Below are 20,233 nucleotides of genomic sequence, written 5' to 3' on the forward strand. Positions count from 1 at the left end.
TAAGTTAACGTTAATTAACGTGGGACCCCATGGGCGCCGAGGCGCCCACCTGGTGCCGAGGGCAAGGGAGCTCTTGGGAATGGTCATCTCAACCGCCGGCGCAGCCACCGGCATCCAGCTCAGCGCGGCGAACGGCACGACGGCGGCGCCGACCGCCCTACCGCCCGGAGCCGCCGCACCGGCGCCCCGGCTCGGTACCTCCGTCGACCCGGGCTCCGCGGCCTACCGCGCCAACACCGAGGCGCACCAGGAGCTGGTTGCCGAGTTGCGCTCGAAGCTCGACGCGGCCGCCCAGGGCGGCGGCGCCAAGGCCCGCGCCCGGCACACCGCACGCGGCAAGCTCCTGCCCCGCGACCGGGTGGACACCCTGCTCGACCCGGGCTCGCCCTTCCTGGAGCTGGCCCCGCTGGCCGCCGACGGGATGTACGACGGGGCGGCGCCCGCGGCCGGGGTGATCGCCGGCATCGGGCGGGTCGCCGGTCGCGAGGTGGTGGTGGTCGCCAACGACGCCACCGTCAAGGGCGGCACCTACTACCCGATGACGGTGAAGAAGCACCTGCGCGCCCAGGAGGTCGCGCTGGAGAACCGGCTGCCCTGCGTCTACCTGGTGGACTCCGGCGGCGCCTTCCTCCCGATGCAGGACGAGGTCTTCCCGGACCGCGACCACTTCGGCCGGATCTTCTACAACCAGGCCAGGCTCTCCGCCTCGGGCATCCCGCAGATCGCCGCGGTGCTCGGCTCCTGCACGGCCGGCGGCGCGTACGTCCCGGCGATGAGCGACCAGGCCGTGATCGTCCGCAACCAGGGCACGATCTTCCTGGGCGGGCCGCCACTGGTGAAGGCCGCCACCGGCGAGGTGGTCACCGCCGAGGAGCTCGGCGGCGGCGACCTGCACTCCCGCACCTCGGGCGTGACGGACCACTTGGCCGAGGACGACGCCCACGCCCTCTCCATCGTCCGCACGATCGTCGCCGGGCTCGGCCCCCGCGCGGCCAAGCCCTGGCCGCTCGCCGCCGTCGAGCCGCCGACCGTGGACCCGGCGGGCCTGTACGGGGCCGTCCCGGTCGACCCGCGCACGCCCTACGACGTGCGCGAGGTGATCGCCCGCCTGGTGGACGGCAGCCGCTTCGCCGAGTTCAAGGCGGAGTACGGCGCGACCCTGGTCACCGGTTTCGCCCGGATCCACGGCCACCCGGTCGGCATCGTCGCCAACAACGGCGTGCTGTTCTCCGAGTCGGCCCTCAAGGGCGCCCACTTCATCGAGTTGTGCGACCAGCGCGGCATCCCCCTCCTCTTCCTGCAGAACATCACCGGATTCATGGTCGGCCGGCAGTACGAGGCGGGCGGCATCGCCAAGCACGGCGCCAAGATGGTCAACGCCGTCGCCTGCACCCGCGTCCCGAAGCTCACCGTGGTGATCGGCGGCTCGTACGGGGCCGGCAACTACTCGATGTGCGGCCGGGCCTACTCGCCCCGCTTCCTGTGGATGTGGCCGGGCGCCAAGATCTCCGTGATGGGCGGTGAGCAGGCGGCCTCCGTCCTCGCCACCGTCCGCCGCGACCAGCTGGAGGCACACGGCGAGCAGTGGCCGACCGAGGCGGAGGAGGAGTTCAAGCGCCCCGTCCGCGAGCAGTACGAGCGCCAGGGCAACGCCTACTACGCCTCCGCCCGGCTCTGGGACGACGGTGTGATCGACCCGATGGACACCCGCACCGCCGTCGGCCTCGCGCTCACCGCCTGCGCCAACGCCCCGCTGGCACCGCCGGCCCCGTACGGCGTCTTCCGTATGTGATCCCTCGTCATGGCGCCCCTGCGTTCGTGATCCCTCCCTTCCGGGTGTGACGTCCACGGCGCCGGTCCGACCCCGGGCCGGCGCCCGACCGCCCACCGCCACCTCCTTCGTACGGCTCCCCTCGACCCGGAGGAACGCCTCCCATGTTCGACACAGTTCTGGTCGCCAACCGCGGCGAGATCGCCCTCCGGGTGATCCGCACCCTGCGGCGGCTCGGTGTCCGCTCGGTCGCCGTGTTCAGCGACGCGGACGCCGACGCCCCGCACGTCCGCGAGGCGGATGTCGCGGTCCGGCTCGGCCCGGCCGACCGCAGCGACAGCTCGGCGGCCGAGACCTACCTGCGGACCGACCAGATCCTCGCCGCCGCCCGCCGCACCGGTGCCCAGGCCGTCCACCCCGGTTACGGCTTCCTCGCCGAGAACGCCGGCTTCGCCCGCGCCTGCGCCGACGCCGGCCTCGTCTTCATCGGACCGCCTCCCGGTGCGGTCGAGCTGATGGGCGACAAGATCAACGCCAAGGAAGCCGTCCGGACCGCCGGGGTCCCGGTGGTCCCGGGCAGCCAGGCCACCGCGCCCACCGACGAGGAACTCGTCGCCGCCGCCGACGAGATCGGCTACCCGGTGCTGCTCAAGCCGTCCGCCGGCGGCGGCGGCAAGGGCATGCGCCTCGTGCGGGACCCGGCCGAGCTGCCCGCCGAGATCGCCGGCGCCCGCCGCGTCGCACGGACCGCCTTCGGTGACGACACCCTGCTGCTGGAGCGCTGGATCGACCGGCCGCGCCACATCGAGGTGCAGGTGCTGGCCGACGCCCACGGCACCACCGTCCACCTCGGCGAGCGCGAGTGCAGCCTGCAGCGCCGCCACCAGAAGCTGATCGAAGAGGCTCCCTCCGTTCTCCTCAATGCCGAGACCCGCGCCGCGATGGGCGCCGCGGCCGTCCGCGCCGCGGAGTCCTGCGGCTACACCGGGGCCGGCACCGTGGAGTTCATCGTCCCCGGCATCGACCCGGACGCCCCCGCCTCCGCCGCCGAGGGGGTGCGGGACTTCTTCTTCATGGAGATGAACACCCGTCTCCAGGTGGAACACCCCGTCACCGAACTCGCCGTCGCCGTCGGCGCCGACGCGACCAGGCTGGACCTGGTCGAGTGGCAGCTGCGCGTCGCCGCCGGCGAACGGCTCTCCTTCGCCCAGTCCGACGTCTCCTTCCTGGGCCACGCCATCGAGGCCCGCATCTGCGCCGAGGACCCGGAACGGGACTTCCTGCCCACCGGCGGCCGCATCCTCACCCTGGACGAGCCCCGGGGCGAGGGCATCCGCGTCGACTCCGGGGTCGCCCCCGGAACCGTCGTCACCAGTGCCTACGACCCCATGCTCGCCAAGGTCATCGCGTACGGGCCCGACCGCCCGACCGCGCTGCGCCGGCTCCGCGCCGCGCTGGCCGACACCCGCATCCTGGGCGTCACCACCAACACCGGCTTCCTGCGGCGGCTCCTCGCACACCCCGAGGTCGCCGCCGGCCGACTGGACACCGGCCTGGTGGAGCAGACCGCCCAGCAGCAGCCGGCCCTGCTCACCGCGTCGTACTCCCCCGTCAACGCAACCGCTCCGGCCGAGGCCACGACGCCCGCCCACCCCGGGAACGGGACCGACGCCGCAGCGGCCGAACCGCCGTCGCCCGCGCACCTCCTCTACTTCGCGGCCGCGCTCGCACGGCACCTGGAACTCACCCCGGCCGCCACCCCCGGCGGCTGGACCGACCCGTTCTCCCTTCCCTCCGGCTGGCGCCTGAGCGGCACCCCCGCCTGGACCACCCACCGACTCCGTACCCCCGGCCAGGACCCGGTGTCGGTGCGCATCCGTTCGATCACTGCGAGCAACGTAGTCGACGCCACTGACAATTCCGCCGGGCGGGCCCGCGAGGTGGAGCTCCGACTCGGCGACGGGCCGGTGCACCGCGCCCGCGCGGCCCTGGCCGGCGACCGGCTGCACCTGACCGTCGACGGCCTGCAGACCACCTTCTCGCTGGCCACCGACGCCACCCCCGGCCTCGCCGCCGGACCGGTGACCTGGCTCGGCATCGAGGGCGACGCCTGGCCGCTGCACGCCTACGACCCGGCCGTCGAGCGCGCCGCCGGGGCCGGCGCCCACCACGGCGCCCTGACCGCCCCGATGCCCGGCACCGTCACCGTCGTCAAGACCACGGCGGGCGAGACGGTCCGCAAGGGCCAGCCCCTGCTCGTGCTGGAGGCCATGAAGATGGAACACGTGATCGCCGCGCCGCACGACGGCGTGGTCGCCGAGCTGCGGGCCACCGCCGGTGCCACCGTCGCGATGGAGGACCTGCTGGTCGTGGTCACCCCGGTCGAGGAGGCCGCGGCCGGGGAGACCGCCACCGGGACTGCCGCCGCGCCCGCCGAACCCGCCGAACCCGCGGAGGTGCGGTCGTGACCACCCCCGCCCGCGAGCCCGACGCCCTCGACCTGGGCCTGCCCGACCCCGTCCGCGCCCCCGGCCTGCCCGAGGAGGTCCGGATCCACGAGGTCGGCCCCCGCGACGGCCTGCAGAACGAGGGCGCCCTGGTGCCCGTCGAGGTCAAGGCCGAGTTCATCGCCCGGCTCGCCGCCGCCGGCCTGCGCACCGTCGAGGCCACCAGCTTCGTGCACCCGAAGTGGGTGCCCCAGCTGGCCGACGCCGAGGACCTGATGCCCAGGCTCGCCGAGCTGCCGGAGCGCCACCCCGGCCTGCGGCTGCCGGTCCTGGTGCCCAACGAGCGCGGCCTGGACCGCGCGCTCGCCCACCACGCCGGCGACATCGCGGTGTTCGCCAGCGCCACCGAGACCTTCGCCCGCCGCAACCTCAACCGCTCGGCGGACGAGGCCATGGCGATGTTCCAGCCGGTCGTGACCCGGGCGACCGGGGCGGGGGTCGCGGTCCGCGGCTACCTCTCGATGTGCTTCGGCGACCCGTGGGAGGGGCCCGTCCCGATCCCGCAGGTGGTCCGCCACGGCGTCCGGCTGCTGGAGATGGGCTGCTCCGAACTGAGCCTCGGCGACACCATCGGCGTGGCCACCCCGGGCCAGGTGAACGCCCTGCTGACCGGCTTCGCCCGGGCCGGGGTGCCGGCCGACCGGCTCGCCGTGCACTTCCACGACACCTACGGCCAGGCGCTCAGCAACACCCTGGCGGCGCTGCGCGAGGGCGTCACCACGGTGGACGCCTCGGCGGGCGGCCTGGGCGGCTGCCCGTACGCGAAGAGCGCCACCGGCAACCTGGCCACCGAGGACCTGGTCTGGATGCTGCACGGACTCGGCGTCCGGACCGGCGTGGACCTGCGCGCCCTCGTCGCGACCAGCGGCTGGATGGCCGAGCGCCTCGGCCGCCCGAGCCCGTCCCGCACCGTCCAGGCGCTGCTCGGCGCCGCCCGGGGCTGACCGCCCCCCCCCCCCCCCCGGGGCGCGCGGGGGCGCGGGGGGGGCCCCCCCCCCCCCCCCGGGCCCCGGCGCCCCCCGCCCCCCCCCCCCCCCCCCCCCCCCCCGCACCCCGCCCGTCCCTCATCCACCCACCCCCGACCGCACCCGCGCGTCCGTCCGACCGACCGACGCCGGTCGTCCCGCCCACGCCCGCGGCCACCAGGCCGGGCATCAGGAGGATCACCATGCTCGACCACCGACTCAGCAGCGAGTACGAGGACCTCCGGCGCACCGTCGCCGAGTTCGCCCAGGACGTGGTGGCGCCGAAGATCGGCGAGTTCTACGAGCGCGAGGAGTTCCCCTACGAGATCGTCCGCGAGATGGGGCGGATGGGCCTCTTCGGCCTGCCCTTCTCGGAGGAGTACGGCGGCATGGGCGGCGACTACTTCGCCCTCGGCCTCGCCCTGGAGGAACTCGCCCGCGTCGACTCCTCGGTGGCGATCACGCTGGAGGCCGCCGTCTCGCTCGGCGCGATGCCGATCTACCGCTTCGGCACGGAGGAGCAGAAGCGCGAGTGGCTGCCCCGGCTGACCTCGGGCGAACTCCTCGGCGCCTTCGGCCTCACCGAGCCGGAGGGCGGCTCGGACGCCGGCGCCACCCGCACCACCGCGCGGTACGACGAGGCCACCGACGAGTGGGTCATCAACGGCACCAAGTGCTTCATCACCAACTCCGGTACCGACATCACCGGCCTGGTCACCGTCACCGCGCTCACCGAACCGATCGCTCGTTCGAGTGAAGAAGGCGATTTCCGCTCGCCCTCGCGGGAGATCTCCTCCATCATCGTGCCCACCGGGACCCCGGGGTTCCAGGTCTCGAAGAAGTACTCGAAGGTCGGGTGGAACGCATCCGACACCCGCGAACTGTCCTTTACCGACTGCCGCGTTCCCGCGGCCAACCTGCTGGGCGAGCGTGGCCGAGGCTACGCCCAGTTCCTGCGGATCCTCGACGAGGGCCGCATCGCGATCGCGGCCCTGGCCACCGGCCTGGCCCAGGGCTGCGTCGACGAGTCCGTGAAGTACGCCGGCGAGCGCCGGGCCTTCGGCCGGCCGATCGGCGCCAACCAGGCCGTCCAGTTCAAGCTTGCCGACATGGAGCTGCGCGCCCACACCTCCCGCCTGGCCTGGCGGGACGCCGCTTCCCGGATGCTGCACGGTGAACCGTTCAAGAAGGAGGCCGCGATCGCGAAGCTGTACTCGTCCGAGGCCGCCGTCGACAACGCCCGCGAGGCGACCCAGATCCACGGCGGGTACGGCTTCATGAACGAATTCCCGGTGGCGCGCTTCTGGCGCGACAGCAAGATCCTGGAGATCGGGGAGGGCACGTCCGAGGTCCAGCGGATGCTCATCGCCCGGGAGCTCGGCATCACCTCGTGACCGCGCGTCGCCGACCGTCGGGTCGGTGACCGGCGCGGCCGTGACGGCGCCTTCGTGACCGTCACGGCCGCGGCGACTGCGGGGGCTGTGACGGCTGCGGAGGTTTCTGCGGCAGCCGCGGCCTGAGCCGAGCCCGCCGGGTCAACCTCCCGCTCCATCAACGGCGTTGAGGAGCGGGCCATGGCGGAGGAGGCAACCGGAGAGGCAGCAGGAGGAGGCGACCGGACGACCCCTCAGGGGATCACGATCACCGGTCGGTTGGCCCGCCGCGCCAGCCGGCCGGAGACCGAGCCGAAGATCTTGCCGAGCAGGCCGTGCGTCGTGCCGACGACGATCGCGTCGGCGGCGTACTCGCGGCCGACCTCCTCGATCTCGTGGCAGATGTCGCCGCCGCGCTCGACCAGGATCCACGGCACCCCGGCGAGGAAGTCCGCGCAGGCGAGCTCCAGGCCGAGGACCTCCGTCCGGTGATCGGGGAGGTCGACGAAGACGGGAGGCTCACAGCCGGCCCAGACCGTGGCCGGCAGGCGGTTGGCCACGTGCACGATCACCAGGCCGCACTGCGAACGGCGCGCCATGCCGACCGCGTAGGCGAGCGCGCGCTCGCTCGACAACGAGCCGTCGAAGCCGACCACCACACCGTGCTGGAACGTCGGGTCGAGCGACGGCGCGGGGGTGTCCTGCACCGACGGCTCGATGAGCCCGTCGAACCGGTCGGCCGCGCCGGAAGCCGCTTCCGGACGCTCAGCGCCCGGGCCCAGGCGGCCCGTCACCGGAGGCCCCGCAGGGTCGGCCGGGGCCTCTCCGCGCCGTTGGCGGGGCCCAGAGCGGTCACGGCGGGCGAGGCTGCCACGGCGGGCGAGACCACGCAGAGCGCGCGCGAGACCGTGGGGTCCGTCGCCACCTGCGGCCGGCTCGGCAGGCCGAGTCGCCTCGACGCGCCCCGGGGCCTCCCCGCGAGCAACGGTTCGCGGCTCGACGTACGCACCGGCATGCCCACCGGCATGCCCATCGGCGTGGCCAGCGGCGTGCGCGTCCCGGTGCTCGTCGGCAGGGCCGCCGTTCGCTCCGTCCGCTCCCGCTCCGTCCGCTCTGCGGTTCGCGGGGCCGTCCGCAAGGTCACCCGTGCCGCCGTCGGTGCGCTCGACGGCATGCCCGTCGACCGGACCGAGGTTCGTGCGGACGCCGTCTCCACTCCCGGTCGCCGCTCCCGCACTGCGGGGCGAGTCCGGTTCGACCGGTCGGGGAGGCTCAAAACCAGCCATGGCTCACGGCTCTTCGAGGGAGAGGGGCCGACAGGAGAGGACAACGCTGCCCGGGCAGCAGGCCCGCCCACGGGATGACGTCGGTCTGCACCGCGCAGCACCGTATGTGACCTGTTCCTTTCAGAGTACGACGGGCGCGGGGCCAGGCCCAGCGGCGAAGCCCCGGAGCGACGTTGTTCCCGCGAAAGGAGGATGCGCCCGCCGTGGCAGTGCGCCCTGTCCGCAGGCGATCGCGCCCCCTCCGGAAAGGAGGTTCCCTGGAGCTTGACTGAGCGGACCGGGCGGCGCAACAGGCCCGCGGGACACCGTGACCGGACTGTCATTGATCGGCGACGATCCGTTGCGGCACGTCGCGAACCGTTACGCCCCGGCGGTCACGACAACCCCACCGACCTGCCCCTGCACCACCCGCCCCCGGCCCGGACGGGATCCGTACGCCAGCTGTCGGAGCCCGATCCAGCCACTTGGTACGGCTTCGCGACGCGCTCTGGCATTTGCCAGGTGCATAGCCGCAGGCGCTGGCACCATGCTCGGCATGCCCCTGCTCCTGTTCGACCTCGACAACACGCTGCTCCCCCGGGACGCCGCTTTCCGGGCGTGGGCGCAGGACTTCCTGTCCGATCACGGCCTTCCGCCCGGCGACCTCGACTGGTTCGTCACCATCGACGGCGGCGGCTACGTGCCGCGCAGCACCGTACTGTCCGCGGTTCGGCGCCGCTACGGCCTGGACGTCTCCGCCGACTTCCTGCTCGCCCACTACCGACGCGGCATCAACTCCCACATCCACTGCCCGCCCCGGCACATCGAGGCCCTGCAGGCCGCGCGGGCGGCCGGGTGGACGCTCGGGATCGTCAGCAACGGCGGCACCCGGCCGCAGTTGGAGAAGATCCGGCGGACCGGTCTGGGGCCACTGGTCGACGGCTGGGTCATCTCCGAGGAGGCGGACTGCGTCAAACCGGATCCGCTGATCTTCGAGATGGCCGCCCAGCGCTGCGGCATCGCGCCCACCGGGGACTGGGCCGCGCACACCTGGATGATCGGGGACCACGCGCCCGCGGACATCGCCGGGGCCGAACTGACCGGGCTGCGCAGCGTCTGGCTGCACCACGGCCGGCCGTGGGCGGAGAGCGGCTACCGGCCGACGCTGAAGGCGGCCGGGCTGCCGGAGGCCGTCGGCCAGGTGCTCGCCGCGCGGAACGCGCCGTCGCCCCGGCCGGGGATCCACAGCGGCGGGACCGCACGGCGGAGGGCTGCCGGAGTGCCGGTGGGGGCGGAGGAGGCGCTGGTCGGCGCACGGTCCGGCGCACGTTCGACGGCGTCCGCCCCGGCGGGTCCGAATGCGCCCGTTCCTGCGAACGCCGGGGCGGGCAGCGCGCCGGGCACCGGAGCCGGGTCCGGTGTCCGAAACCGATCAGCCGGGTTTGCCGTGATCGCCGACGCCCGCACCGGCGTCGCGGCGGCTGCCGGGTAGCGCCCGTCAGCCCTCCGCCGACGTACGGCTCCACCAGCGGGTTCGGGCCTGCTCGACGAACCCGAGCTTGCGGTAGAGCGGTTCGCCGAGCGTGGTGGCGACCAGGGTGGCCGGGCGGTCCGGGTGCGCGTGGGCCAGCGCCGTCCGCAGGACGGCCTTGGCGACTCCGCGGCCGCGCCGGTCGGGCAGGGTGGCGACCCAGTACACGCCGGTGGCCCGTCCGTCGTCGTAGGTGAGGCAGGTGCCCGCGACGGCGCCGTCGACGCGGCCGAGCCACGCCCGCCACCCGGGTTCGCCGAGCAACTGCTCCGGGAGCGCCTCACCGCGCACCCACGGCCGGCGGGCGGGCAGCGGGAACCCCTCCACGATCGCGTGTTCGACCAGCGCGAAGCCGTCCCCGTCCAGCACCTCATCGACCGTCAGGCTGCCGCCCCCGTGCGCCCCGTACACCGCGGGCAGGGCGGTCGTCGCACCCTCGACCGGGCCCGGCTCCCGGACCATCACCGGCATCTCCGGCATCCGGGTCGCCCCGAAGCGGGAGAGGTCGAGCCCGCCGTACGGGTCCTCCACGGTGAAGTGCATGGTCGACCACGCGCTCAACAGGTCCGCCAACTCCTTTTCCACCGTGCCGGGTTCGGCGTAGGGGCGGGTCACCAGGATGCGGTGCGCGTCGTCCGGGGTGCGGGCGCAGCGGACGGCCGTCAGGCCGGGCCGGACACGGGACCGCCAGCCGTGCACCCGGGCCTGGGCGAGCCAGAAGGCGGCGGCGTTGTCGTTGGCCCGTTCGAGCCGGCTGTCGCTGTTCACGGCAGGACCGTAACCCGACGGTCCGGATAGCGGTTCCGCCGCACCAGGCTTGGCCGGATGAAGCCTGGGAGGCGCACGACTCATGCCCGTGCGCCCTCTCGTGCACCGCCGATTTTCGGTCAATTTCGCGCCGATCCCTCCCCCTTGGGCAAATCCGCAGCCCAGACCCGCCGATCGGGCGCACGCGGGCCGGACACCCCAGGAACGGCCCCGCGACAACCAGCCACCGTTGCCCCGGCCCTCTTCCCAGAAGGGTCGACGGGTGCCACGCTTCGTGATCGAATGCATCACGCCAAATTGCCATGTCGACATAGCGTCGGATGGTGAACTTGTCACAACGGCAATGGTCCACCCGATAGATTTCGATCTTGGCCAGCAGTGCCGCACCACCCACACCACACCACCGAGGGGGCTTGAGCGCCTTGAGCAGGGTGAGCAGGAGCGACGCGGGTCCTGACAGCGGCCAGGCGGTGGCCGGCACCGCAGGTCGATCCGCGAGAAGCACCGGCACCTCCGCCACCTCCGCGATCGCCGCCAGCACCCGCACCCCGGGCGCCGTCCCGTACCCCTCGCACCCCGCAGCGCACTCCCCCGTCGGCGGCCCGGGCGCGAACCCGGCCGCCGCCGAGCACGGCGCGGCGGCACCGTACGGTGGCCAGCCCCCGTTCGCCGGGCAGAGCAGCTCCGGGCTGAACGGCCCCGGACAGAACGGCCCCGGACAGAACACCGGCGGCCTGCACGCCGCCGGACACCCCGTCAGCGGCGGGAACGTCGGCGGCGGCGGCCAGTCGATCGGCGGCCAGCCGATCGGCGGCCAGCCGATCGGGGCCCAAGCGACCGGCGGACAGCCCGTCAGCCGAGGCCTCGTCAGCCACACCCCGGCCTACGGCGGCGAGCACCCGGGCTACGCGGGCCACCCCGGCTACCCCGCCTACTCCGGGCATCCCGCCCACCCCGCCTACCCCGGCGGCGCTGCTCCGGGCCCCAACGGCGCCTCCGGAGCCGTCGGCGGCCCGCTCGGCGGACTCGCGCTCGGCTCCGCCCCCGGCCACGGGCCGCTGGGCCACGGCGGCGGACCCGGTGCGAACGGCTCGCTCTCCGCGGTGGCGGCCGCCGCGCCGCGCAAGCTGTCGGGCCGACGCCGCCGGGAGACCGTCGCGGTGCTGATCTTCGGCGGCGCCCCGATCTTCGAGAGCTCCATCCCGCTCTCGGTCTTCGGCGTGGACCGCCAGGACGCCGGGGTGCCCCGCTACCGCCTGCTGGTCTGCGCCGGCGAGGAGGGCCCGCTGGCGACCACCGGCGGCCTGACCCTCTCCGCCCCGTACGGCCTGGAGGCCCTCGCCCGGGCCGGCACGATCGTCGTACCGGCCTGGCGCTCGATCTCCCAGCCCCCGCCGGTCGAGGCCATCACCGCCCTGCGCAAGGCCCACCACGAGGGCGCCCGGATCATCGGCCTCTGCACCGGCGCCTTCGTCCTGGCCGCGGCCGGCCTGCTCGACGGTCGGCCGGCCACAACCCACTGGATGTACGCGCCGACCCTGGCCAAGCGCTACCCGCGGGTCCACGTCGACCCGCGCGAGCTCTTCGTCGACGACGGCGACGTGCTCACCTCGGCCGGCACCGCCGCCGGCATCGACCTGTGCCTGCACGTGGTGCGCAGCGACCACGGCGCCGAGGCGGCCAACGCGCTGGCCCGCCGCCTGGTGGTGCCCAGTCGCCGCGGCGGCGGAGGACAGGCGCAGTACATCGATCAGTCTTTACCGGAGGAGATCGGCAACGACCCGTTGGCCGAGGTGGTCACCTGGGCGCTGGAGAACCTCAACCAGCAGTTCGACGTCGAGGTGCTGGCGGCCCGCGCGTACATGAGCCGGCGCACCTTCGACCGGCGGTTCCGCACGCTCACCGGCAGTGCCCCGCTGCAGTGGCTGATCACCCAGCGGGTGCTCCAGGCGCAGCGGTTGCTGGAGACCTCGGAGCTGTCGGTGGACGACGTCGCGCGCCGGTGCGGGTTCCGTTCGCCGGTGGCGCTGCGCGGGCACTTCCGCCGCCAGCTCGGGGTGTCCCCGGCCGCGTACCGGACCAGCTACCGGGCGCGTCGTCCCGGGCAGCAGTCGCCCGGGGCGGCCGGTGCGCACGGCGGCGACCTGCGGCTGCCCGGCGCGCTGTCGCACGCGGCCGCTTCCTCCGCGGCGGGCGGTGCGCTGTTCGGCGGGGCGCACGGCGGGCCGTCGGCACAGCCGTTCGCGCCGGGGGCAGCGGTGCCCGTCGGTCCGCACGGACAGCCGGTGCACGGGCAGCCGGTCGGCCACGGTCAGCCGGGTGCGCACGGCCAGCCGGTCGGGTTCGGTCCGGGACAGGCCGGGACGCCGGCCGCCCAGGCCTTCCACGCCCGCGCCGGTCAGCCGTACCCGCACCAGACCGCCGCGCAGCAGCCGCACCCCGGGCAGCAGGGTGCGGCGGGGCGCGGTCCGGTGCGGCCGCCGCTGGTCCCGCCGCAGGCGGGGTCGGGTGCGGGACGTCCGCCGCGCACCGCCGAGCACGCGGCGGCCGAGGACGGCCTGCCCCAGCCGGGGGCGCGCGGTCAGGGCCAGGGGCACCGCAGCGCGGTCGAACGGCCCGCGGACGAGCCGGGCGCGGCCGGTCGCGGTCACGGTGCGGCCGCCGGACGGATGCCGGCCCCGGCCGGGCAGCCCGCACCGGGGGCGGGGGCGGGCGAGCTCCGCGGCCGGCAGGCACGGGCGCCGCAGGTCCGCTCCCAGGGCGGTCGGCCCGCGGCCGACGGTGCCCGGACGGCGCGCGAGGCCCGTGCCGGACGGGACGGACACGCGGTCCGCACCGGCCGGGAGGGCGAGCACGCGGACGGCCGCGGCGCGCACGGCGGGGCGGAGGAGCACCAGGCCGAAGGCTGTGCTCCGGCACCCCGCTCGGCTCCACCGGTCCCCGCGGCGCGTGATCGCGCCGTAGGGTGAGTTGCGTGAATGACCGTTTGGTATGGATCGACTGTGAAATGACCGGCCTCGACCTCGACCGGGACGCCCTGGTCGAGGTCGCGGTGCTGGTGACGGACTCCGAGCTGAACGTCCTCGGCGAGGGCGTGGACGTCATCATCCGGCCGCCGGCGGAGGCCCTGGCGAACATGCCGGACGTGGTGCGCGCGATGCACACCGCCTCCGGCCTGCTGGAGGAGCTGGAGCAGGGGGTGACCCTCGCCGAGGCCGAGGAGCGGGTCCTCGCGTACGTGCGCGAGCACGCGCCGGAGGCCGGGAAGACGCCGCTGTGCGGCAACTCGGTGGCCACCGACCGCGGCTTCCTGGCCCGGGACATGCCGGCCCTGGAGAAGCACCTGCACTACCGGATCGTGGACGTCTCCTCGATCAAGGAGCTGGCCCGCCGCTGGTACCCGAAGGCGTACTACAACAGCCCGCAGAAGGGCGGCAACCACCGGGCGCTCGCCGACATCCGGGAGAGCATCGCCGAACTGCGGTACTACCGCGAGGCCGTGTTCGTCCCCCAGCCCGGCCCGGACGCCGACACCGCGCGGACCATCGCCGCGAAGCACCAGGCCCCCACGAGCTGACCCGGGAGCACCCCGGAGCACCCGGGAGCACCCGGCGGCGGCCCGGATCAGGGTCCGCGGGGGTGCCGCGTCCGCCGGAACGGAACCCTGGCGCGAGCACCCTCTCGGATCCTGTAGAGTTCTTCCTGTCGGAACGGGAACGCGAGAGCGGGAACGGACCGGACAGATGGTGGGTGTAGCTCAGTTGGTAGAGCACCTGGTTGTGGTCCAGGTGGCCGCGGGTTCGAGTCCCGTCACTCACCCCAGAGCCCGAGGGGCCGATCTCTTCAAGAGATCGGCCCCTCGGGCGTTTTCGCGTTCCCCGATCTCGCACCCCTTCAATTGCGCCCGGTGGCCCGGCTTTTCCGATCGGCCCCTGCCGCCGCAAGCTACCGGCTAGTAACATCGTCGCCATGACCACACCTAAGATCGGCCAGATGCTCGACGCCACCGTGCCGATGGCGCACACCCTGAAGCTTGAGTACCTGGAGACCACCCCGGAGCGCGCCGTGCTCCGGCTGCCCGACCAGCCCGAGTTCCACAACCACGTCGGCGGCCCGCACGCCGGCGCGATGTTCACGCTCGCCGAGTCCGCCAGCGGCTGCATCGTGCTCGCCGCCTTCGGCGACCAGCTGTCCCGCGCCGTGCCGCTGGCCGTGAACGCCGAGATCGCGTACAAGAAGCTCGCCATGGGTGAGGTCACCGCCACCGCCGTGCTCGGCCGCCCGGCCGCCGAGATCGTCGCCGAGCTGGACGCCGGCGACCGCCCGGAGTTCCCGGTCACCGTCGAGATCACCCGCGCCGACGGCGCCGTCACCGGTGTGATGACGGTCACCTGGACCCTGCGTCCCAACTCCTGACCGCCGCGCGGTCGGTGGCCCCGGGGAACGCCGACCCGGGGCCACTCTCGCGATGACTGTCCGTGACGACGGGCGTGACCTCACCACCCGTCCGCTCGTTCTCAACTCACGTGCGAGCCAATCACGCGACCGAGCCCCGGGAACCCGCCCCCCACGGCGTCGCCGGAGCCCGGGGCGGGATCGCGCGGTGGCTGCCCCGCCCGCGCGCCGTGGCGGCCGCCGGAGCCCTGCTCGCACAGCTCTGGGGCCTCGGCGTGGCCGGAGCGTACGCGGCGTCCGCCGACCCGCTGCCGGAACCGGCCCGACCCGCCGTCCGCCGCGTCCCGCACAGCGCACCGGCCCTCGACGCACCGGCCCTCGATGCACCGACGCTCGACGCGGCCGCACCCGGCGCCCCCGCACCCGACGGGCAGTCAGCCGAACGCCCCGTCGGGCAGGGACCGTCGGCGGGCGAAGCGCCGCGCCGCTCCCCCGGGCCTCCCGGGGGCCTCGCCGACGGCTCGGCCGGCGGGGCCGCCGGGACGTCCGGCGGCAGCCTGCAGGATCGGATCCGGGCCGGCGGACTGCCCCTCCCCGGCCAGCGGGCGGCCGTCCCCGACGCCTTCGCGATCGCCTCCGGCCTGCTCGACACCGACCCCGCCCAGGCCGACCCGGCCGAGGCCCGCGCCGTCCGCGACGGCGAGCCCGCGGCCCCGCCCTCCGCCGAGACGCACCCCGGCGCCACCCGCTCCACCGTGCCGCGGCAGCGCGACGGCGCGGACACCCCACCCGTCCTGGAGGCCTCCGAGACCGACCCGGTGACCGGGGCCTCCACCGACCGTGACGCGACGACGGCCCCCGCCGGCCCTGCCGCACCGGGCGCCGGCGGAACGCCCGAGACCCTCGCCATCGCCGACACCGCCACGGTGACCCCCGTGCACCACGGTTCCGCCACCGCGACCGCCGTACTCGCCCCCATCGCCGCCGGGCTGCTGCTCACCGGGGCGGCCATGTGCAAGCACCGCGGGCTTCCGCGCGGCCACTAGCGAGGCGCCCGCCCCCGGAGCGGTGCGCCCTGACCTTGCCACGGCGGCCGCTTCCCCCGCCGTCGACGGGAGTTCGCACCCGGGACCGGGGCGCACGAGAGCGGCTGCCGAGACGCGGTACCCGGCACAGTGGGGCTCGACGGGCCCGCCGGGGCAAGGCGGCGCCCGCCCGCCCGCCGTCAGCGGAAGACGCCCGGCGGCGGTTCCGGGGACGGCGCGGCCGTGGCGTCCGTCGCCGGCGCGGCTCCGGCGGCGAAGTCGGTGAGGCCGCGGCCGTGTTCGACCCGGGCGTGAGCCGGGTCGGAGGCGGCACGGCGGGTGAGGTCGGCGACCGGGAGGGGGGTGTGGGCGGCGGCCAGGACGAGGTTGCCGAAGCGCTTGCCCCGCAGGACGGCCGGGTCCGCGATCAGGCAGAGTTCGGGGAAGACCGCGCCGAGGGTGGCCACTTGGGAGCGGGCGAAGGGGAGGGCACCGCCGTCGGCGATGTTCGCGGAGTACCAGCCGCCGGGGGCCAGGGCGCGGGCGGCGAGGGTGGTGAACTCGACGGTGGTGCAGTGGGCAGGGGTGCGGGCGCCGGAGAAGACGTCGGTGATGACCAGGTCGACGGTGCCCTCGGGGGTGCGCTCCAGCACGCTGCGGGCGTCCCCGCCGCGCACCTTGATCTGCCAGCCGCGGTCCAACGGCAGTTCGGCGCGGACGAGTTCGGTCAGCGCGGTGTCGATCTCGGCGACCTGCTGGCGGGAACGCGGCCGGGTGGCGGCGACGTAGCGGGCCAGCGTGAGGGCGCCGCCGCCCAGGTGCAGGACGGTCAACGGGCGACCCGGCGCGGCGACCAGGTCGATCAGGTGCCCGAGCCGCCGCTGGTACTCGAAGCCGAGGTGGCTGGGATCGTCGAGGTCGACCATGGACTGCGGGGCGCCGTCGATCAGCAGCGACCACGCGGCGGGGCGATCGCGGTCGGGCCGCAGTTCGGCCAGCCCGGAGCCGACGGGGCGGGTGAGCGGCCCCTGGGCGTGGGTGCGGCCACCCGCGCCGGTCATGGCCGCCGCCTCGCCGCCACGCGCGGCCCTGCTGCTTCGTCCCATGTCGGCCATTATCGCCGCAGGCCGGAAGGGTGGTGCCGCCGCAGGCCGGGAAGGTGGTGCCGCCGGCCCCTACAAGCGCAGGGGAAGTCGCCGCCACCGAAAGCGCACACCCGCCGGTCAGGGCCGTGCCACGGGGATCGGGCCGGAGGGGCGAGCGGTGCTCGCGGCCCGGCGGGATCCGCGCGGCACGGCCGCTAGAACGGGCCGAGGCCGCCTGCGGTGAGCGTGCAGGCGGCCTCGCAGAGGGCGGAGCGGAGCACCCAGGCGTCGGTCGGGCGGGCGGCGGGTCCGGAGCCGGCGGGCGGGATCACCCAGCGCGGGTCGGTGGCGGAGGGGACGAGGGCGCCGGCCGTACAGGAGCTGCCGGGCAGGTGCCAGGTCTCCCAGGTGCCGGCCGGGACGAGGAAGGAGACGGTGCTGCCGTTGCGGCTCTGCAGCACGACGCCGCAGGCGCGGCGCAGCCTCAGGATGTCGACGGCCTCCAGACCGTGCCGCAGGGCGACCGTCACGGTGTCACAGGCGGTGACGAGGGTGCCCTCGTCGGCGAGGCGCTCGCGCCGGGGGCCGCTGCGGGGGCCGTGGCCGCCCTCGACCGGACCCCGGCCGGGGATCCGGTCGTCGGCGGGATCGGGCAGCGGGGCGGGGACTGCGCCGGCGATCACGCCCCCGCCGACGGGTCGGTGCTGCGGCAGTCCGGTGGCCATCATGGGCCCTCCTGTACCTCGTCGGATCCGGAAGCACCGCCGCCCGGAGGGGCCACCGGGCTGGGACGGGCCGGGGCGACGGCCCGGGCTTCCACGTATCAGGACAACGCCGGGGATGCACCCCAGGCCACGGGGCGCCTTACAGCAAGGCATGGCATTTCATGGCAGATATCCCGCAACATCGCCCGCTCTGCCCGGGATTGCCCTCATATCTCCCGCGAACCCCATGTGTTCGGTCGGTGACTCCGAGTACTCTCGGCGCCATGGCAGCCACCCCACCGGCCGAGCCGAACCGACCGTCCCCCAACACCGTGATGCGCGCGCTGCGCGGCGACCGCTCTCCCGGCGAGTTCGCCATGGCGGTGCGCCGGGCGGCCCGCGAGATCGGCGAGCACGTGTCCTGCGACGCCCGCTACGTCGGACGGGTCGAGTCCGGTGAGATCCGCTGCCCCAACTACGCCTACGAGCGGGTCTTCCGGCACATGTGGCCGGGCAGCACGCTCGGCGACCTCGGCTTCGCCCCCCGGACCGCCGTCCGCCGCCGCTCGGCGGACGGCGGCGCCGGGCGGGCCGAGCCGTCTCCGCTCCACCCGCCGTTCCCGCCCCTGCCCGCCCCGCGCTCACCACTCTCCACTCAACTCCCGTACGCTGCCTCGCCGTACGCGGATCCAACCGCCCCGGAAGGCCCCCCGTGGCCGAGTCCCGGCGCGGTGCCCCGGGGGCCCGATGGATCGCCCTATCTCGACGAGGAGAACGACGACGTGCGTCGCCGTACGTTCCTGGCCGGCGGCACCACCGCGCTGGCCGCCGTGATCGGCATCGACCGGCCGGCCGCGGCCGCCGGTCGGTCGGCCGGCACCGACGGCGCCTCCGGTGTCCTCACCGGCCGAGGCGCCCTTCCCGGTGCGGAGTTCGCCGCGCCGTCGCTGCTGTCGGCCGACCCGCCGGTGCCCGGCCGGCCCGGGCCGGTGCCGCCGCTGCGCCGGGTCGGCGCCGCCGAGGTGTTCGGTGTCGAACAGGCCGTCCGGGACATCCGGTTGGCCGACGACGCGCACGGCGCCGACGCCCTCTACGAGCTCGCCGGGCAGTCGCTGCGCAACGCGTACGTCCTGCTCAACGAGGGCGAGTACAGCGCCGCGACGGAACGCCGACTGCAGGCCGGGGCCGGTGAACTCGCCATCTCGGTCGGGTGGTTGGCGCACGACTCGAACCGGCTCGCGGACGCCCGCTCGTTCTACTCCGAGGCGCTGGCCACCGCCCGGATGGCCGGGGACTCCGCACTGGAGGCGCACGTCTTCTGCAACAGCGCCTTCCTCGCCCGGGACGCCGGCCGCCCCCGGGAGGCGCTGCGCGCCGCGCAGGCCGGGCAGGTCGCCGCCCGGGGCCTGGGCTCCGAGCGACTGCTCGCACTGCTGGCGATGCGCGAGGCCGGCGCCTGGGCGCTGCTGCAGGACCGCGCCGCCTGCGAACGCGCACTCGGCCGCGCGTACGCGCTGTTCGGCCGCGGTCACTCCGAGGCCGATCCGGAGTGGATGTCCTTCTTCGGCGAGGCCGAGATCGCCGGCCTCCAGTCGCAGTGCTGGTCCGCCCTCGGCGACTGGGACCGCGCCAGCGAGCAGGCCGGGCTGGCCATGACGCTGCAGGAGCCACACTTCCTGCGCAACCGGGTGCTGTACACCGCCGAGCTGGCCCACGACCGCCTGGGCCGGGGGGACCTGGCCGGCGCGGCGCACCACGGCTCGTCCGCCGTCGCGCTGTTCGCGGACGTCCGCTCGGCCCGGATCCGGAGCATGCTGGCGGACACCGCGGGACGGCTGCGCCCGCACGCCGCGGTGCCCGAGGTGCGGCTGTTCCTGGCCGAGTACGACCGGGCGGCGGCCGCCTAGCCGGAGCTGCGGCGGCCGCCGGGGGCGGGGGTGCAGCCGGGCGTCAGTGCCCGGCGTTCAGGGCGTCCAGGTGGGAGAGGTCGTTCCAGATCTCCACGGCCGGGGCGCCGTACTCCCAGGACAGCACGCACAGCGCCGCCGTACCGAGCTTGAACCGCTGCGCGAACTCGGGCGGCAGGCCCAGCCAGCGGGCGGCCAGGATGCGCAGCAGGTGGCCGTGCGCGAACAGGACGACGTCCCGGTCGGCGCAGTGCATCACGGTGGTGTCCGGCTCGGGGACGCCGTGCTCCTGGTGGAGGCCGGCGAGGAAGTCGTCCACCCGGGCGGCCACCTCGGACAGCTTCTCGCCGCCGGGCACGCCGTCCCGCCAGATCAGCCAGCCGGGGTGGTCGGTGGCCCGGATGTCCGCGCCGGTGCGGCCCTCGTACTGGCCGTAGTCCCACTCCATCAGCTCGGGGCGCTCCACCGCGCGGTCGCCGAAGCCGGCCAGGGCGCAGGTCTCCTTGGCGCGGCCGAGCGGGCTGGTGTAGACGAGCGCGTCCGGCAGGCCGTCCCAGGGGGCCCGGGCGAGGCGGGCACCGAGGGCCCGGGCCATCGCGCGGCCCTCGTCGGTCAGCGGGATGTCGGTGCGGCCGGTGTGGCGGCCGGTGGCGGACCACTCGGTCTCGCCGTGGCGGACCAGCACTATTCGGGCGGGCATGGGGGGCTCCTCGCAACGGGGCGGTGCAACGGTCGGTCTCACCATCGAGCACCGGGTTCCATGATCCCCCACCCGGGCGGCGGCCACGATCGCGGGCCGGTGCGGCCGCCGTCGCGGGCCGGTGCGGACGGGGCGCAGGCTGGTTCGGGCGGGTCGCGGGGCGCCGCTTCCGGCCACCGCACGGCCACCTGTAAGGCCACCCGGACGGTCCGCCGCGGACGGTCCGCACCGCGTTGT

14 protein-coding genes, 1 tRNA gene and 1 pseudogene are annotated in these 20,233 nt (G+C 75.1%); 11 read left to right on the forward strand and 5 right to left on the reverse strand.

All coding sequences use genetic code 11. From position 1 onward, the window contains the following. Nucleotides 1-79 precede the first annotated feature (79 nt). The 4 genes from ACIRST_RS31300 (at nucleotide 80) to ACIRST_RS31315 (ending at nucleotide 6,637) form a co-directional block, all read left to right on the forward strand. On the forward strand, nucleotides 80-1,792 hold the full coding sequence (locus ACIRST_RS31300; protein WP_350526614.1) for a carboxyl transferase domain-containing protein: 1,713 nt from the start codon (nucleotides 80-82) through the stop codon (nucleotides 1,790-1,792). Between the two features lie 143 nt (nucleotides 1,793-1,935). Beyond that, on the forward strand, nucleotides 1,936-4,239 hold the full coding sequence (locus ACIRST_RS31305) for an acetyl/propionyl/methylcrotonyl-CoA carboxylase subunit alpha (RefSeq protein ID WP_402806281.1): 2,304 nt from the start codon (nucleotides 1,936-1,938) through the stop codon (nucleotides 4,237-4,239). Beyond that, the gene (locus ACIRST_RS31310) at nucleotides 4,236-5,222 is read left to right on the forward strand and encodes a hydroxymethylglutaryl-CoA lyase (RefSeq protein ID WP_402806284.1); all 987 of its coding nucleotides are present in this window, start codon (nucleotides 4,236-4,238) and stop codon (nucleotides 5,220-5,222) included. The genes ACIRST_RS31305 and ACIRST_RS31310 overlap by 4 nt, the downstream gene beginning before the upstream one ends. 224 nt (nucleotides 5,223-5,446) lie before the next feature. Next, on the forward strand, nucleotides 5,447-6,637 hold the full coding sequence (locus ACIRST_RS31315) for an acyl-CoA dehydrogenase family protein (protein WP_402806287.1): 1,191 nt from the start codon (nucleotides 5,447-5,449) through the stop codon (nucleotides 6,635-6,637). Nucleotides 6,638-6,870: 233 nt separating this feature from the next. Here the strand turns inward: ACIRST_RS31315 and ACIRST_RS31320 are convergent, their stop codons facing one another. Further along, nucleotides 6,871-7,335 (reverse strand): universal stress protein, encoded by a 465-nt coding sequence (locus tag ACIRST_RS31320; protein ID WP_402806398.1) that lies wholly within the window; start codon nucleotides 7,333-7,335, stop codon nucleotides 6,871-6,873. A gap of 1,102 nt (nucleotides 7,336-8,437) precedes the next feature. Between ACIRST_RS31320 and ACIRST_RS31325 the strand changes: the two genes are divergently transcribed. Further along, nucleotides 8,438-9,373 carry an HAD-IA family hydrolase gene (locus ACIRST_RS31325; RefSeq protein WP_402806289.1) on the forward strand — a complete coding sequence of 312 codons (936 nt, stop codon included), beginning with the start codon at nucleotides 8,438-8,440 and terminating at the stop codon, nucleotides 9,371-9,373. A 6-nt stretch (nucleotides 9,374-9,379) separates the two neighbouring features. On the opposite strand, the gene ACIRST_RS31330 is transcribed toward ACIRST_RS31325, so the two are convergent. Beyond that, complete coding sequence (locus tag ACIRST_RS31330; protein ID WP_402806291.1) at nucleotides 9,380-10,180, reverse strand: GNAT family N-acetyltransferase; 801 nt, start codon at nucleotides 10,178-10,180, stop codon at nucleotides 9,380-9,382. Nucleotides 10,181-11,283: 1,103 nt separating this feature from the next. On the opposite strand from ACIRST_RS31330, the pseudogene ACIRST_RS31335 reads away from it, so the two are divergent. The 5 genes and pseudogenes from ACIRST_RS31335 to ACIRST_RS31355 all read left to right on the forward strand — a co-directional run. Further along, nucleotides 11,284-12,286: pseudogene (locus ACIRST_RS31335) on the forward strand (helix-turn-helix domain-containing protein); the annotation flags it as partial. 868 nt (nucleotides 12,287-13,154) lie between these two features. After that, nucleotides 13,155-13,757 (forward strand): oligoribonuclease, encoded by a 603-nt coding sequence (orn, locus tag ACIRST_RS31340; protein WP_350526600.1) that lies wholly within the window; start codon nucleotides 13,155-13,157, stop codon nucleotides 13,755-13,757. 169 nt (nucleotides 13,758-13,926) lie between these two features. Continuing rightward, nucleotides 13,927-14,002, forward strand: a tRNA-His gene (locus tag ACIRST_RS31345). A 147-nt stretch (nucleotides 14,003-14,149) separates the two neighbouring features. Then, nucleotides 14,150-14,596: a DUF4442 domain-containing protein gene (locus ACIRST_RS31350; protein WP_350526601.1), complete on the forward strand. Its 447-nt coding sequence runs from the start codon at nucleotides 14,150-14,152 to the stop codon at nucleotides 14,594-14,596. 110 nt (nucleotides 14,597-14,706) lie between these two features. After that, a complete protein-coding gene (locus ACIRST_RS31355) occupies nucleotides 14,707-15,621 on the forward strand; it encodes a hypothetical protein (RefSeq protein WP_402806295.1) in 915 nt (304 codons plus the stop codon). 179 nt (nucleotides 15,622-15,800) lie between these two features. On the opposite strand, the gene ACIRST_RS31360 is transcribed toward ACIRST_RS31355, so the two are convergent. Both ACIRST_RS31360 and ACIRST_RS31365 read right to left on the reverse strand, forming a co-directional pair. Next, entirely contained in the window at nucleotides 15,801-16,706 is a 906-nt protein-coding gene (locus ACIRST_RS31360) for a spermidine synthase (protein ID WP_402806297.1), read from the reverse strand. A 194-nt stretch (nucleotides 16,707-16,900) separates the two neighbouring features. After that, nucleotides 16,901-17,413, reverse strand: coding sequence for a hypothetical protein (locus tag ACIRST_RS31365; protein WP_402806299.1), 513 nt, complete (start codon nucleotides 17,411-17,413; stop codon nucleotides 16,901-16,903). Between the two features lie 260 nt (nucleotides 17,414-17,673). On the opposite strand from ACIRST_RS31365, the gene ACIRST_RS31370 reads away from it, so the two are divergent. Further along, the gene (locus ACIRST_RS31370; RefSeq protein ID WP_402806301.1) at nucleotides 17,674-19,296 is read left to right on the forward strand and encodes a tetratricopeptide repeat protein; all 1,623 of its coding nucleotides are present in this window, start codon (nucleotides 17,674-17,676) and stop codon (nucleotides 19,294-19,296) included. Between the two features lie 43 nt (nucleotides 19,297-19,339). On the opposite strand, the gene ACIRST_RS31375 is transcribed toward ACIRST_RS31370, so the two are convergent. Continuing rightward, nucleotides 19,340-19,996: a histidine phosphatase family protein gene (locus ACIRST_RS31375; RefSeq protein ID WP_350526606.1), complete on the reverse strand. Its 657-nt coding sequence runs from the start codon at nucleotides 19,994-19,996 to the stop codon at nucleotides 19,340-19,342. Nucleotides 19,997-20,233 lie beyond the last annotated feature (237 nt).

The sequence above is a fragment of the Kitasatospora sp. NPDC101447 genome (assembly GCF_044767225.1).
Taxonomy (GTDB): domain Bacteria; phylum Actinomycetota; class Actinomycetes; order Streptomycetales; family Streptomycetaceae; genus Kitasatospora.

Excerpts from the sequence above, each read along its gene's own strand:
- ACIRST_RS31300 (WP_350526614.1), top strand. The coding sequence starts at position 80 with ATGGTCATCTCAACCGCCGGCGCAGCCACCGGCATCCAGCTCAGCGCG.
- ACIRST_RS31305 (WP_402806281.1), top strand. The coding sequence starts at position 1,936 with ATGTTCGACACAGTTCTGGTCGCCAACCGCGGCGAGATCGCCCTCCGG.
- ACIRST_RS31315 (WP_402806287.1), top strand. The coding sequence starts at position 5,447 with ATGCTCGACCACCGACTCAGCAGCGAGTACGAGGACCTCCGGCGCACC.
- ACIRST_RS31325 (WP_402806289.1), top strand. The coding sequence starts at position 8,438 with ATGCCCCTGCTCCTGTTCGACCTCGACAACACGCTGCTCCCCCGGGAC.
- ACIRST_RS31350 (WP_350526601.1), top strand. The coding sequence starts at position 14,150 with ATGACCACACCTAAGATCGGCCAGATGCTCGACGCCACCGTGCCGATG.
- ACIRST_RS31360 (WP_402806297.1), bottom strand. The coding sequence starts at position 16,706 with ATGGGACGAAGCAGCAGGGCCGCGCGTGGCGGCGAGGCGGCGGCCATG.
- ACIRST_RS31365 (WP_402806299.1), bottom strand. The coding sequence starts at position 17,413 with ATGATGGCCACCGGACTGCCGCAGCACCGACCCGTCGGCGGGGGCGTG.
- ACIRST_RS31370 (WP_402806301.1), top strand. The coding sequence starts at position 17,674 with ATGGCAGCCACCCCACCGGCCGAGCCGAACCGACCGTCCCCCAACACC.
- ACIRST_RS31375 (WP_350526606.1), bottom strand. The coding sequence starts at position 19,996 with ATGCCCGCCCGAATAGTGCTGGTCCGCCACGGCGAGACCGAGTGGTCC.